This is a genomic window from Janthinobacterium amylolyticum (assembly GCF_051380655.1).
In the GTDB taxonomy this organism is placed as follows: Bacteria; Pseudomonadota; Gammaproteobacteria; order Burkholderiales; family Burkholderiaceae_D; genus Janthinobacterium.
In genome coordinates this window covers 1-12,264 of the sequence record NZ_JBNYXL010000002.1, presented here as the reverse complement: position 1 = coordinate 12,264, position 12,264 = coordinate 1, and the positions used below count along the sequence as shown (strand labels likewise).

The following is a 12,264-nucleotide window of genomic DNA, read 5'->3' as shown; positions in this document are numbered from 1 at the left end:
GGCCGTTCCACTCACGAGGAAAACCCATGCCGTCTGGAAAAATTCTTGTCGCCCAAGGGGGCGGTCCCACCGCCGTCATCAACCAGTCGCTGGTGGGCGTGGTGCTCGAATCGCGGCGTTTCCAGCACGTCACGCGCGTATATGGGGCGCTGCACGGGGTGCGCGGCATCGTCAATGAAGAATTCGTTGATCTGACGCAGGAAACCAGCCATAACCTGGAGCTGGTGGCCGCCACGCCCTCGTCGGCGCTCGGCTCCACGCGCGACAAGCCGGACATCGCCTACTGCCAGCAAATCTTCGCAGTGCTGCGCGCGCACGAGATCGAACATTTCTTTTACATCGGCGGCAACGACTCGTCCGACACGGTGCGCATCGTCAGCGAAGAAGCGCACAAGGCCGGCTATCCGCTGCGCTGCATCCATATTCCGAAAACCATCGACAACGACCTGGTGGGCAGCGACCACACGCCCGGCTTTCCGTCCGCCGCGCGCTTCGTCGCGCAAGCGTTCGCCGGCGCCAACCTGGACAACGCGGCCTTGCCCGGGGTCTACGTGGGCGTGGTGATGGGCCGCCACGCGGGCTTCCTGACGGCGGCCTCGGCGCTGGGCAAGAAGTTCCCCGACGATGGGCCGCACCTGATCTACCTGCCCGAGCGCGTCTTCGTGCTGGAACAGTTCCTCGCCGACGTCAAGGCGACGTATGAAAAATATGGCCGCTGCGTGATCGCCGTCTCGGAAGGCATCCACGACGCCTCGGGCGAGCCGATCGCCAGCCTGCTGGCGAAAGAAGTCGAACGCGATGCGCACGGCAATGTGCAATTGTCCGGCACGGGCGCGCTGGCCGACCTGCTGTGCGACGAAATCAAGGCGAAACTTGGCATCAAGCGCGTGCGCGGCGATACCTTCGGCTATCTGCAGCGCTCGTTCATCGGCTGCGTTTCCGACGTCGACCAGCGCGAAGCGCGCGAGGTGGGCGAAAAGGCGGTGCAATTCGCCATGTGGGGCGAGCGTGACGGCTCTGTTGCCATCAAGCGCACGGGCTTTTATTCCGTCGATTATGAGCTGCTGCCGCTCACCGAGGTGGCGGGCAAGACGCGCACCATGGAGGACGAATTCATCAGCGCCAGCGGCACGGATGTGACGGACGCTTTCCGCCTGTATCTGCGCCCGCTGCTGGGCTCGGGCATGCCCGATGCGTTCCGCCTTAGAGCCGCAAAAGTAGCGAAGGTCTTGAAACCCTAGCTGTTTTCCGCCAGCAATAGCGGCCGCAGTTTCACGGCCGCCTCCTTGAGCTGCGGCACGTGCTGCAGCAGCTGCTCCACGGACTTGCGCGCCACGGGCGCGTGGCAGGCCACGGCCGCCACGATGCGCCCGTCGGCCGCGCAGATGGGCACGGCCACGGCCACCATGCCGTGCACGAATTCCTCGTCGTCGATGCCGATGCCCAGACGGGCGATACGCACGATCTCGCGCTCCAGCAGCGCGGGATCCGTGATGCTTTTCGGCGTGCGCGCTTCCAGGCCCAGCATGGCCAGCAATTCGCGCCGCTCCAGCAAGGTCATGTGCGCCAGAAATAATTTTCCGCTGGCCGTGCAATGCATGGGCGCGCGCGTGCCCAGCACCAGGTGCAGGCGCAGTGCTTCCTGCGTTTCCACCCGGTCCACATACACGATCGCATTGCCCTCGGGAATGGCCAGATTGCACGTCTCGCCCGTGACGGCCACCAGGCTGCCCAGGATGCTGCGGCTGACACGGATCAGGGCATTGTTGCGCAGGGTCGCCAGCGCCAGGTTGGTGGAGGCGGCGCCGGGCACGTAGCCGCGCCCCACGGGCGTGCGCAGCACATAGCCGTGCTGCTCCAGGGTATCGAGCAAACGCATCATGCTCGCCTTCGGCACCTGCATGCGCGTGGCCAGCTGCGACAGGGTCAGGGGCTGGCTGGCGCTGGCCAGGTGCTCGATCAGGCGCAGCACGCGCAAGCCGCGCGCCTCGTCGCCATGGCTGGCCGCCGCGCTGGCAGCCACCACACCACCCGCAGAGTTGTCTTCTTCGGCCTCGGCCTGCCGTTTTTGAAACGCATCATGCATGTTCTGTTTCACCTCTCGCGTATGCGGCGGTTTCCGCTTGTCCCGGTGCTGAACGTCTTTTATAAATGGAACCAGACGTTCCAAAAATAACCAATAAAGACCAGTGTATCGCAAAAAATGCCCGTCGAGGCAGCTGAGATACCGCAACGCAGGAGACAAGAGCAATGTTGCAAACACACTACGATTACATCGTTGTCGGCGCCGGTTCCGCCGGCTGCGTGCTGGCCAACCGCCTGTCGCACGACAGCAATCACCAGGTCTTGCTGCTGGAAGCGGGCGGCAAGGACAACAATCCGTGGATACACGTGCCGGTCGGCTATTTCAAGACCATGCATGACCCGAAGCTGGACTGGTGCTACCGCACGGAGGCGGACGCCGGCATCGCCGGGCGCCAGCTGCAATGGCCGCGTGGCAAGGTGCTGGGCGGCTCCAGCTCGCTCAACGGCCTGCTGTATGTGCGCGGCCAGAAGGAAGACTACGACCGCTGGGCCGCACTGGGCAACCCGGGCTGGAGCTATGCCGAAGTGCTGCCGTATTTCAAGAAGTCGGAAGACCAGGAACGGGGCGCCAGCGATTACCACGGCGTCGGTGGTCCATTAAAAGTGTCGGACCTGCGCCTGCGCCGTCCCATCGCGGAACACTTTATTGCCGGCGCCACGGAAAGCGGCATCCCCTTCAATGCCGATTACAACGGCGCCACGCAGGAAGGCGTCGGCTACTTCCAGCAGACGGCCAGCAAGGGCCTGCGCTGGAGCACGGCCAAGGCCTTCTTGCGCCCGGCCCGCAAGCGCGCCAACCTGCGCGTGGAAGTGCGCGCGCAAATTACCCGCGTGCTGTTCGAGGGCAAGCGCGCCGTCGGCGTCGAATTCCGCCAGGATGGCCAGCTGCGCCAGGCGCGCGCCAGCGGCGAGGTAATTTTATGCGCAGGCGCCATCGGCTCGCCGCAGATCCTGCAATGCTCGGGCGTCGGACCGCGCGCCCTGCTGGAAAACGTGGGCGTGCCGCTGGTGCACGACTTGCCCGGCGTGGGACAGAACCTGCAAGACCATCTGCAAATTCGCCTGGTCTTCAAGACGCGGCTGAAAACCCTGAACGATGAAGTCAACAGCCTGTGGGGCAAGCTGTGGGTGGGCATGCAATATGTGTTTTCGCGCTCGGGGCCACTGACCCTGGCGGCCAGCCAGGTGACGGTGTTTACCAAGTCCTCGCCCGACGTGGAGCGGCCCGACATCCAGTTCCACATGCAGCCGCTGAGCGCCGACAAGCCGGGCGAAGGCGCGCATCCGTTTTCCGCGTTTACCTCGTCCGTGTGCCAGCTGCGCCCGCACAGCCGCGGCCACGTGTCGATCAAGTCCGCCGATCCCCTCGCCTATCCTGGCATCTACCCGAATTACCTGTCCGATCCGCGCGACCAGCAGACGGCAATTGCCGCCCTGCGCGTGGCCCGCAGGATCGCCGCCGCGCCGTCGCTGGCGCCGCACATCATTGCCGAATTCGTGCCCGGCCCGCAGTTCCAGAGCGACGCCGAACTGCTGGACGCGGCGCGGCGCTTCAGCCAGTCCATCTACCACCCCAGCGGCACCTGCAAGATGGGCCATGACGCCATGGCCGTCGTCGACGCGCGCCTGCGTGTGCACGGCTTGCAGAACCTGCGCGTGGTCGATGCGTCGATCATGCCGGAAATCGTCTCGGGCAATACCAACGCGCCCACCATCATGATCGCCGAAAAAGCCGCTGACATGATCCTGACGGACGCCGTGCGCCTGCCCAGGGCAGCCTAGCCGGCGCCCCGCGCCTTCCCCATTCCACCCGACCAAGGAGGATGCCAGCGGCAGGCAGACCGGCCCGCCCCTGTTTCACCGGCCACCGCGCCAGCAGCGTGGTGGTTGTAACCCAACCATCTAAAAAAAATACATAATCGATATCGATTGGAGACTAGATATGGACAACAATCCGAAAAAAGCCAAAGAGCTACGGAAAGTCGTGATGGCCAGCGTGATCGGCGCCACCATCGAGTGGTACGACTTCTTTTTATACGGCGTCGTCGCCGGCATCGTGTTCAGCAAGCTGTATTTCCCGGGCGGCGATCCGCTCGTCTCGACCATGCTGGCCTACGGCACCTTTGCGGTAGGCTTCTTGTCGCGCCCCATCGGCGGCGTGATCTTCGGCCACTTCGGCGACAAGATCGGCCGCAAGAGCATGCTGGTGATGACCCTGATGATCATGGGCATCTCCACCTTCCTGATCGGCGTGCTGCCGACCTACGACCATATCGGCTACTGGGCACCGGGCCTGCTGTTGTTCCTGCGCGTGCTGCAAGGTATCGGCCTCGGGGGCGAATGGGGCGGCGCCGTGCTGATGGCGTATGAATATGCGCCGCCAAAAGACCGCGGCTTCTACGCCAGCCTGCCGCAGATCGGCCTGGCCATCGGCCTGTGCCTCGCGTCCGGCGTGGTGGCGATCCTCTCGTACACCTTGACGGATACGCAGTTCCTGTCCTGGGGCTGGCGTGTCGCCTTCATCCTCTCGGCGGCCCTCGTCTTCATCGGCATGTGGATACGCCTGAACGTGATGGAAACGCCGGAATTCCAGGCCGTCAAGGAAAAGAACGCGGAGACGCAGATCCCGTTCTTCGATTTGCTGAAACGCTATCCGGGCAATGTCTTGAAAGGCATGGGCGCGCGCTATATCGACGGCGTGTTCTTCAATATCTTCGGCGTGTTTTCCATCACTTATCTGACCAACACCATCAAGATCGACCGCACGGAAGCGCTGATGGGGGTAATGGCGTCGGCCGTCGTGATGTGCTTCTGCATTCCGTTCTTCGGCCGCCTGTCGGACCGCATCGGCCGCACCAAGGTCTTTTTCTGGGGCTCATTGATCACGGGCGTATCGTCGATTCCCGCTTTCTGGATCATGCTCAACCACGCCGACAATCCGCTGCTGCTGTGGTGCTCCGTGATCATCCCGCTGGGCGTGCTGTACTCGGCCGTGTACGGCCCGGAAGCGGCCCTGTTCTGCGACCTGTTCGACGCCAAGGTGCGCTACACGGGCATCTCCTTCGTCTACCAGTTCTCGGGCATTTTCGCCAGCGGCCTGACGCCCATCATCGCCACCTACCTGCTGAAAACCGGCAATGGCGAGCCATGGCATATCGTCGGCTACATCCTGTTCGCCTCCCTCGTCTCGGCCGTCAGCGTGGCCATGATCGGCAAAGGAGGCTCGCAGCCGGATGGCCGCATGAAGCCGGCGCACGCAAGGTAAGACCTCCGGACGTAAAAAAAGCAGGCCTCTCGCGAGTGCCTGCTTTTTTATGCGTGCGACAACTTAGATCACGATGGTCTGATGCTCGTCGCCGTTACGGGCGCGGATGGTGCCGATGCGCGAAACGGTTTCGCCGGCCGCCTGCAGCTGGGCGATGGCGGCGTCGGCGTTTTCCTGCGAGACGATGACGGTCATGCCGATGCCGCAGTTGAAGACGCGGTGCATCTCGGCGTCAGCCACGCCGCCGTGCTGCTGCAGCCACGTGAACAGCGGCGGCATGGTCCATGCCTTCGAATCGAGTTCGGCCACCAGGCCAGGCTGCAGCACGCGCGGGATGTTTTCCACCAGGCCGCCACCGGTGATGTGCACCATGCCCTTGACTTCCATGGCGTCCATCAGTGCCAGCAATGGCTTGACGTAGATGCGCGTCGGCTGCATCAGCACGTCGGCCAGTTTGCGGCCATGGAAGTCGCCTTCCAGGTCCGGTTTCGCCACTTCGATGATCTTGCGCACCAGCGAGTAACCGTTCGAGTGCACGCCCGACGAGGCCAGGCCCAGCACCACGTCGCCCGGGGCGATCTTGGTGCCGTCGATGATTTTCGATTTTTCCACGGCGCCGACGGCAAAACCGGCCAGGTCGTATTCGCCGGCCGGGTACATGCTTGGCATTTCCGCCGTTTCGCCGCCGATCAGTGCGCAGCCGGCCTGTTCGCAACCCTGGGCGATGCCCTTGATGACGTCGGTGGCAATGGCCACGTCCAGCTTGCCGCAAGCGAAGTAGTCGAGGAAGAACAGGGGCTCGGCGCCTTGCACCAGGATATCGTTGACGCTCATGGCGACCAGGTCGATGCCGACCGTGTCATGGCGGTTCAGTTCGAACGCCAGGCGCAGTTTCGTGCCCACGCCGTCGGTGCCGGAGACCAGCACAGGTTCCTTGTACTTCTTGCTGATTTCAAACATGGCGCCAAAACCGCCCAGGCCGCCCATCACGCCTTCGCGCAGGGTGCGCTTGGCAAACGGCTTGATTGCTTCGACTAAAGCGTCGCCTGCGTCGATATCGACGCCAGCGTCACGGTAGGAAAGGGAAACATTAGAAGTCTGGTTCATGGTGTGGTGGCAGCGGAGGCGGTAAAATAGAAGGCGGATACCCGCCAGCACGCGCGCGCGTGGATGTTTTTGACATCCTGCGACAGGCGGCCAGCCGGTGAATTCGGTCGATCAAGACGCTATTTTATCAAACTGCCCCGCTATTTCGTAATTAACTGCCTTTTTTTAACGCAACAGCCCAAACTACATGCCATTCCCGATCACCGCCGAACAGAAGCAAACAGCATTTTGGATCGCGGTCTGGCTGGCATTTTTGCTGTTGCTGGTCAGCCTAGGCCCCATCCTGACGCCCTTCCTGGCCGGCGCCATCCTCGCCTACGTGCTCAATCCCGGCGTGGACCGGCTGCAGCGCCTGCATTACAAGCGGTTTTACCTGCCCCGGCCGCTGGCCGTGCTGATCGTCGTGGTGTTGTTTTTCCTCGCCATCACGGCGCTGGTGCTGATCGTCGTGCCCGTGCTGCAAAAGGAAATCCCCTTGCTGCAGGCACAGATTCCCCAGTTTCTCAGCAAGGCCAACGACTTCCTCGCGCCGAAACTGCGCGACCTGGGCATCCGCGTACGCCTCGACGGCACGGGCATCAAGCGCATGCTGAGCCAGCAGATGGCCACCAGCGGCGATGAAATCTGGAGCACGGTGCTGGCCTCGGCGCGCATCGGCGGCACCGCCGTGCTGGGCTGGCTGGCCACCGTGGTGCTGATTCCCGTGGTGCTGTTTTATCTGTTGCTGGACTGGCATCCGCTGCTGGCGCGCATCGCCGGCGCCGTGCCGCGCCGCTGGGTGGGCCGCACGGTGGGCATGGCGCAGGAAGTCGACACCCTGCTGGCGCAATACCTGCGCGGCCAGTTGCTGGTGATGCTGGTGCTGGCCACGTATTACTCGGTGGCGCTGGCCATCGCCGGCTTCGAAGTGGCGTTGCCTGTCGGCATCATCACGGGCTTGCTGGTATTCATCCCCTACCTGGGCTTCGGCCTGGGCCTGATGCTGGCGCTCATCGCCGCCCTGCTGCAGTTCGCCGACTGGAGCGGCGTGATCGCCGTGGCCGTCATCTATGGCTGCGGCCAGGTCATCGAGGGCTTTTTCCTCACGCCGCGCCTGGTGGGCGAGCGCATCGGCCTGAACCCGCTGGCCGTAATCTTTGCCTTATTGGCTTTCGGACAACTGTTTGGTTTCGTCGGCGTTTTGCTCGCTTTACCCGCTTCTGCCGTGCTGATGGTCGCTTTTAAGCATCTAAGACGCCACTACCTGTCCAGCACCTTCTATAATGCATGACAAGGTGACTGACATAAGCTACTGCGCGTCGCACTTTGCGGCCGGCGATGCTCACCGTACTACAGTACGGTTGCGCTTCTCGGCCACAAATCGCTGCCGCTCGCTACGCTTCTGTCAGGCACCCGACACAAAAAATGTTAAACTAACAACAGCGACGACGACGCATACGCAGTAATGAAAAACAGGACAAGGCGTACGCCATGAAACAACTGGTGCTCGATTTAGGCACAGACCAGGCGCACAGCCTCGATACCTTCGAGGTGGGACAGAATGCCGAAGTGGCGCAGCTGATGCGCCAGTTCGCCGCGCGCACGTCGCGCGAGCATTTTGCCTACCTGTGGGGCGAACTGGCCGCCGGCAAGAGCCATCTGCTCAAGGCCCTGGCCAGCACCGAGCGCGCGCGCTACATTTCGCCCTTCTCGATCGAGTCCGAATTCGTGTATTCGCCCGACGTCGACCTGTACCTGCTCGACGACTGCGAAAAACTCTCGCCGCTGGCGCAGATCGACGCCTTTGCTTTGTTCAACGAAATCCGCGCCAACAAGGCCTATATGGTGTGCAGCGGCGCCGTGCCGCCGGCCGTGCTGCCCGTGCGCGAAGACTTGCGCACGCGCATGGGCTGGGGCCTGATCTACCAGATCCACGGCTTGACCGACGATGAAAAAATCGCCGCCCTGACCCAGGCGGCCACCACCCGCGGCTTGACCTTGTCGCCGGGCGTGTTACCCTATCTGCTGTCCCATTTCCGGCGCGACATGCGTTCGCTGTCGACGATGCTGGACTCTCTCGACCTCTACTCCCTGGAAACCCAACGCCCGATCACCTTGCCTTTATTGCGCGAGCTGCTGCAGGCGGAAGCGAAAGAATGATGAATCTGGCCCTGTTTGACCTCGACCACACCCTGCTGCCCATCGACTCGGATCACGAGTGGGGCGAATTCCTGGTACGCATCGGTGCCGTGGACGCCGCCGAATTCACCCGCCGCAACGACGAATTTTTCGCGCAATACCAGGCCGGCACGCTCGACCCGGTCGAATACCTGGAATTTTCGCTTGGCACCCTGGCGCAATTTCCGCGCGAACGCCTCGAAGCGCTGCACCGCCAGTTCATGGCCGAAGTGGTCATGCCGGCCATCCGCCCCGAAGTCGTGGCCCTGCTCAAGCAGCACCAGGACGCGGGCGACCTGCTGGCCATCGTCACGGCCACCAACCATTTCATCACCAAGCCCATCGCCGAAGCCCTGGGCGTCGAGCACCTGCTGGCCGCCATGCCCGAATATGACGACGCAGGCAATGTCACGGGCAAGCTGCTGGGCACGCCAACCCTGGGCGCGGGCAAGCTGACCCACACCCACGCCTGGCTGGAAAAAATGGGCAAGGAACTGGGGCAGTTCGAGCGCAGCTACTTCTACAGCGATTCGCACAACGACATTCCCCTGCTGTCGGTCGTGACCCACCCTGTCGCGACCAATCCCAATGCCGCGTTGACAGCACACGCATCCCTCCACGGCTGGCCATCACTCCACTTATTCAATGATTAAAAAATTCATCCGCAAGATCCTCGGCGTTAAAAAAGAGGCAGCGCGCGACACCACGGCACCCGTCGTGCTCGGTCCCGCGCAACACGGAATCGACCCGAAACTGGTGTCGTCGAATGCCATCCGCGTCACCAGCAGCCTGCAGGAAGCAGGCTTTGAAGCATTCGTCGTCGGCGGCGCCGTGCGCGACCTGCTGCTGGGCGTCAAGCCGAAAGACTTCGACATCGCCACCAACGCCACGCCGGAACAGGTCAAGCGCCTGTTCCGCCGCGCCTTCATCATCGGCAAGCGCTTCCAGATCGTGCACGTGATGTTCGGCCAGGACCTGCTGGAAGTGACGACCTTCCGCGGCGCCGGCGCCGATTCCGCGCCCAAGGATGAACATGGCCGCGTCCTGCGCGACAACACCTTCGGCCTGCAGCACGAAGACGCGCTGCGCCGCGACTTCACCATCAACGCCATGTACTACAACCCGGCCACGCAGGAAGTGCTGGACTACCACGGCGGCGTGGAAGACATCCGCGCCAAGACCTTGCGCATGATCGGCAAGCCGGAAGAGCGCTACCGCGAAGATCCCGTGCGCATGCTGCGCGTGGTGCGCTTCGCCGCCAAGCTGAAATTCACCATCGAGCCGCACACGGCCGCGCCGATTCCCATCATGGCGCCGCTGATCAACAACGTGCCCGCGCCGCGCGTGTTCGACGAGATGCTCAAGCTCCTGATGAGCGGCCACGCGCTGGCCTGCCTGCAGCAGCTGCGCAAGGAAGGCTTGCATCATGGCCTGCTGCCACTGCTCGACGTGGTGCTGGAGCAGCCGCTGGGCGCGAAATTCGTCACCCTGGCGCTGGACGCCACCGACCAGCGCATCGCCGCCGGCAAGACCGTCTCGCCGGGCTTCCTGTTTGCCTCGCTGCTGTGGCACCAGGTACTGGAAAAATGGACGGCCTACCGCGCAGCCGGCGAATCGACGATCCCCGCGCTGCACCTGGCGGCCGACGACGTGCTCGATTCGCAGACGGAAAAACTGGCCTTGCAGCGCAAGATCGGCTCCGACATGCGCGACATCTGGTCGATGCAGCCGCGCTTCGAGCGCCGCGTCGGCAAGGCGCCGTACAAGCTGCTCGAGCACCTGCGCTTCCGCGCCGGCTACGACTTCCTGCTGCTGCGCTGCGCCTCGGGCGAGATCGACATGGACATCGGCGAATGGTGGACGGCTTTCTATGAAGGCGACGAGGAAACGCGCGAAGCGCTGCTCGTCAGCGCGAATGCCGCACCGGGCGCCGTCAAGAAAAAGCGTCCGCCACGCCGCAGCACGCGCAGCAAGTCCGGCACGGGCGGTGGCACCACCACCGGCAGCACCAGCGGCGAATGAGCGCAGTCATGCAGCCGGTTACCGCCTACATCGGCATCGGCGCGAACCTGGGCGACGCGCGCGCAAATGTGCAGGATGCCATCGCGCGCCTGGCGCGCCTGCCCGGCGCGTCCCTGGTCGACGCTTCGGCCAGCTACCGCACGGCACCCATCGATTCGAGCGGCGACGACTACATCAACGCCGTGGCGCGCATCAGCACCTCCCTGCCGGCCGAAGAACTGCTGCAAGCCCTGCACGCCATCGAGGCGGCGCACGGGCGCGAACGGCCTTACCGCAACGCCCCGCGCACCCTGGACCTGGACTTGCTGCTGTACGGCGACGAGCAGATCGCCAGCGCCACCCTGACGGTGCCGCATCCGCGCATCACCGAGCGCGCCTTCGTGCTGGTGCCGCTCTTGGCGCTGGCGCCCGCCATCTCCGTGCCCGGACTCGGAGCGGCGCAGGACTACCTGGCCGCCGTGGCCGATCAGGCCATCAGCAGGCTCTGACCAGTTTCGCTTCCATCCTCTACAATGCCGCTCCTGCAGCACGCCGCATAAAGTACTACACTAGCGGCGTCGCAATCGCATCACCCCCTTTCACTCTAGAGAATACCTATGTCCGCTTATTTGCAAGGAACCGATCTGGCCGCAAAAGACAAGGCCGCCACACCGGCGCCGGCGCCATCCAAGCCTGTCGCCAACAAGGCCGTGACCATCCATACCCTGGCCACGCTGCGCGCCGCCGGTGAAAAGATCACCATGCTGACCTGCTATGACGCCAGCTTCGCGTCCCTGATGGACCGCTGCGGCGTGGAGATCCTGCTGATCGGCGATTCGCTCGGCATGGTCTGCAATGGCCACAATTCCACCCTGCCCGTCACCGTGGCCGAACTGGCCTATCACACGGCGTCCGTGGCGCGCGGCAGCAAGTCGGCCATGATCATGTCCGACCTGCCGTTCGGCGCGTACGGCACGCCGGAAACGGCGTACGCCAACGCCGTCATCCTGATGCAGGCTGGCGCGCACATGATCAAGATCGAAGGCGGCGCCTGGCTGGCCGAGACCGTCCGCTTCCTCACCGAACGCGGCATCCCCATCTGCGCGCATATCGGCCTGACGCCGCAATCCGTACACCAGCTGGGCGGCTATAAAGTCCAGGGCAAGAGCACGGAAAGCGCCGCCGAACTGAAGAACGATGCGCTGGCGCTGCAAAACGCGGGCGCGGCCATCGTGCTGATGGAAGCGATGCCATCGCAGCTGGGCAAGGAAGTGACCGACATGCTGACGATACCGACGATCGGCATTGGCGCAGGCCCCGACTGCTCGGGCCAGGTGCTCGTCATGCACGACATGCTGGGCGTGTTCCCAGGCCGCAAAGCGCGCTTCGTGCGCAACTTCATGGAAGGCGCGGCCAGCATCGACGACGCCGTCACCGGCTACGTGAAAGCCGTCAAGGATGGCAGCTTCCCGGCGCTGGAACACTGCTTCTGATGTAGCTTGTTTTATGTCGGCTTACGCGCGGCGCGCTAAGTGTGAAGTTGCAAGAGGTTATTCTGGCCGGATCTGAGCCGTGACATTGGGGCTTTGCCAGCAATGCCCTGATGCGGCCGGTGCCAGTTGTAGTGATGGTTCCATTCTTTGAGCATG

The 12,264-nt window shown here is 63.4% G+C and carries 11 protein-coding genes and 1 pseudogene; 9 read left to right on the top strand and 3 right to left on the bottom strand.

Features of this window, described 5'->3' with window-relative positions; genetic code table 11:
- The first annotated feature begins 26 nt into the window (after nucleotides 1–26).
- On the top strand, nucleotides 27–1,241 hold the full coding sequence (locus ACQ4WR_RS03660) for a 6-phosphofructokinase (protein ID WP_436485403.1): 1,215 nt from the start codon (nucleotides 27–29) through the stop codon (nucleotides 1,239–1,241).
- On the opposite strand, the gene ACQ4WR_RS03655 is transcribed toward ACQ4WR_RS03660, so the two are convergent.
- Nucleotides 1,238–2,086, bottom strand: a complete 849-nt coding sequence (locus ACQ4WR_RS03655; RefSeq protein WP_436485401.1) for an IclR family transcriptional regulator — start codon at nucleotides 2,084–2,086, stop codon at nucleotides 1,238–1,240. The two genes, ACQ4WR_RS03660 and ACQ4WR_RS03655, sit on opposite strands and share 4 nt — an antisense overlap.
- Nucleotides 2,087–2,250: 164 nt before the next feature.
- On the opposite strand from ACQ4WR_RS03655, the gene ACQ4WR_RS03650 reads away from it, so the two are divergent.
- Nucleotides 2,251–3,867 carry a GMC family oxidoreductase gene (locus ACQ4WR_RS03650; protein ID WP_102294977.1) on the top strand — a complete coding sequence of 539 codons (1,617 nt, stop codon included), beginning with the start codon at nucleotides 2,251–2,253 and terminating at the stop codon, nucleotides 3,865–3,867.
- A gap of 160 nt (nucleotides 3,868–4,027) precedes the next feature.
- Complete coding sequence (locus ACQ4WR_RS03645; RefSeq protein ID WP_436485399.1) at nucleotides 4,028–5,350, top strand: MFS transporter; 1,323 nt, start codon at nucleotides 4,028–4,030, stop codon at nucleotides 5,348–5,350.
- Between the two features lie 63 nt (nucleotides 5,351–5,413).
- Here the strand turns inward: ACQ4WR_RS03645 and purM are convergent, their stop codons facing one another.
- The gene (gene purM, locus ACQ4WR_RS03640; RefSeq protein WP_034746051.1) at nucleotides 5,414–6,457 is read right to left on the bottom strand and encodes a phosphoribosylformylglycinamidine cyclo-ligase; all 1,044 of its coding nucleotides are present in this window, start codon (nucleotides 6,455–6,457) and stop codon (nucleotides 5,414–5,416) included.
- A 187-nt stretch (nucleotides 6,458–6,644) separates the two neighbouring features.
- Between purM and ACQ4WR_RS03635 the strand changes: the two genes are divergently transcribed.
- The 6 genes from ACQ4WR_RS03635 (at nucleotide 6,645) to panB (ending at nucleotide 12,108) form a co-directional block, all read left to right on the top strand.
- Complete coding sequence (locus ACQ4WR_RS03635; protein WP_436485397.1) at nucleotides 6,645–7,727, top strand: AI-2E family transporter; 1,083 nt, start codon at nucleotides 6,645–6,647, stop codon at nucleotides 7,725–7,727.
- Nucleotides 7,728–7,927: 200 nt separating this feature from the next.
- A complete protein-coding gene (gene hda, locus ACQ4WR_RS03630; RefSeq protein WP_034788687.1) occupies nucleotides 7,928–8,596 on the top strand; it encodes a DnaA regulatory inactivator Hda in 669 nt (222 codons plus the stop codon).
- Nucleotides 8,596–9,267, top strand: a complete 672-nt coding sequence (locus ACQ4WR_RS03625; RefSeq protein WP_102294992.1) for a histidinol-phosphatase — start codon at nucleotides 8,596–8,598, stop codon at nucleotides 9,265–9,267. Before hda ends, ACQ4WR_RS03625 begins: the two co-directional genes overlap by 1 nt.
- Nucleotides 9,260–10,636 (top strand): polynucleotide adenylyltransferase PcnB, encoded by a 1,377-nt coding sequence (gene pcnB, locus ACQ4WR_RS03620; RefSeq protein WP_102294972.1) that lies wholly within the window; start codon nucleotides 9,260–9,262, stop codon nucleotides 10,634–10,636. The genes ACQ4WR_RS03625 and pcnB overlap by 8 nt, the downstream gene beginning before the upstream one ends.
- Nucleotides 10,637–10,644: 8 nt before the next feature.
- Nucleotides 10,645–11,124: a 2-amino-4-hydroxy-6-hydroxymethyldihydropteridine diphosphokinase gene (folK, locus tag ACQ4WR_RS03615; RefSeq protein ID WP_436485394.1), complete on the top strand. Its 480-nt coding sequence runs from the start codon at nucleotides 10,645–10,647 to the stop codon at nucleotides 11,122–11,124.
- Between the two features lie 108 nt (nucleotides 11,125–11,232).
- Entirely contained in the window at nucleotides 11,233–12,108 is an 876-nt protein-coding gene (gene panB / locus ACQ4WR_RS03610; RefSeq protein ID WP_175533282.1) for a 3-methyl-2-oxobutanoate hydroxymethyltransferase, read from the top strand.
- 35 nt (nucleotides 12,109–12,143) lie between these two features.
- On the opposite strand, the pseudogene ACQ4WR_RS03605 reads toward panB, so the two are convergent.
- A pseudogene (locus ACQ4WR_RS03605) lies at nucleotides 12,144–12,264 on the bottom strand (IS481 family transposase); the annotation flags it as partial.

What these genes read in the sequence shown, in the direction of transcription:
- ACQ4WR_RS03655 (WP_436485401.1), bottom strand. Translation starts at nt 2,086, where the DNA reads ATGCATGATGCGTTTCAAAAACGGCAGGCCGAGGCCGAAGAAGACAAC.
- purM (WP_034746051.1), bottom strand. Translation starts at nt 6,457, where the DNA reads ATGAACCAGACTTCTAATGTTTCCCTTTCCTACCGTGACGCTGGCGTC.
- ACQ4WR_RS03645 (WP_436485399.1), top strand. Translation starts at nt 4,028, where the DNA reads ATGGACAACAATCCGAAAAAAGCCAAAGAGCTACGGAAAGTCGTGATG.
- ACQ4WR_RS03635 (WP_436485397.1), top strand. Translation starts at nt 6,645, where the DNA reads ATGCCATTCCCGATCACCGCCGAACAGAAGCAAACAGCATTTTGGATC.
- folK (WP_436485394.1), top strand. Translation starts at nt 10,645, where the DNA reads ATGCAGCCGGTTACCGCCTACATCGGCATCGGCGCGAACCTGGGCGAC.
- ACQ4WR_RS03650 (WP_102294977.1), top strand. Translation starts at nt 2,251, where the DNA reads ATGTTGCAAACACACTACGATTACATCGTTGTCGGCGCCGGTTCCGCC.
- panB (WP_175533282.1), top strand. Translation starts at nt 11,233, where the DNA reads ATGTCCGCTTATTTGCAAGGAACCGATCTGGCCGCAAAAGACAAGGCC.
- hda (WP_034788687.1), top strand. Translation starts at nt 7,928, where the DNA reads ATGAAACAACTGGTGCTCGATTTAGGCACAGACCAGGCGCACAGCCTC.
- ACQ4WR_RS03660 (WP_436485403.1), top strand. Translation starts at nt 27, where the DNA reads ATGCCGTCTGGAAAAATTCTTGTCGCCCAAGGGGGCGGTCCCACCGCC.
- pcnB (WP_102294972.1), top strand. Translation starts at nt 9,260, where the DNA reads ATGATTAAAAAATTCATCCGCAAGATCCTCGGCGTTAAAAAAGAGGCA.
- ACQ4WR_RS03625 (WP_102294992.1), top strand. Translation starts at nt 8,596, where the DNA reads ATGAATCTGGCCCTGTTTGACCTCGACCACACCCTGCTGCCCATCGAC.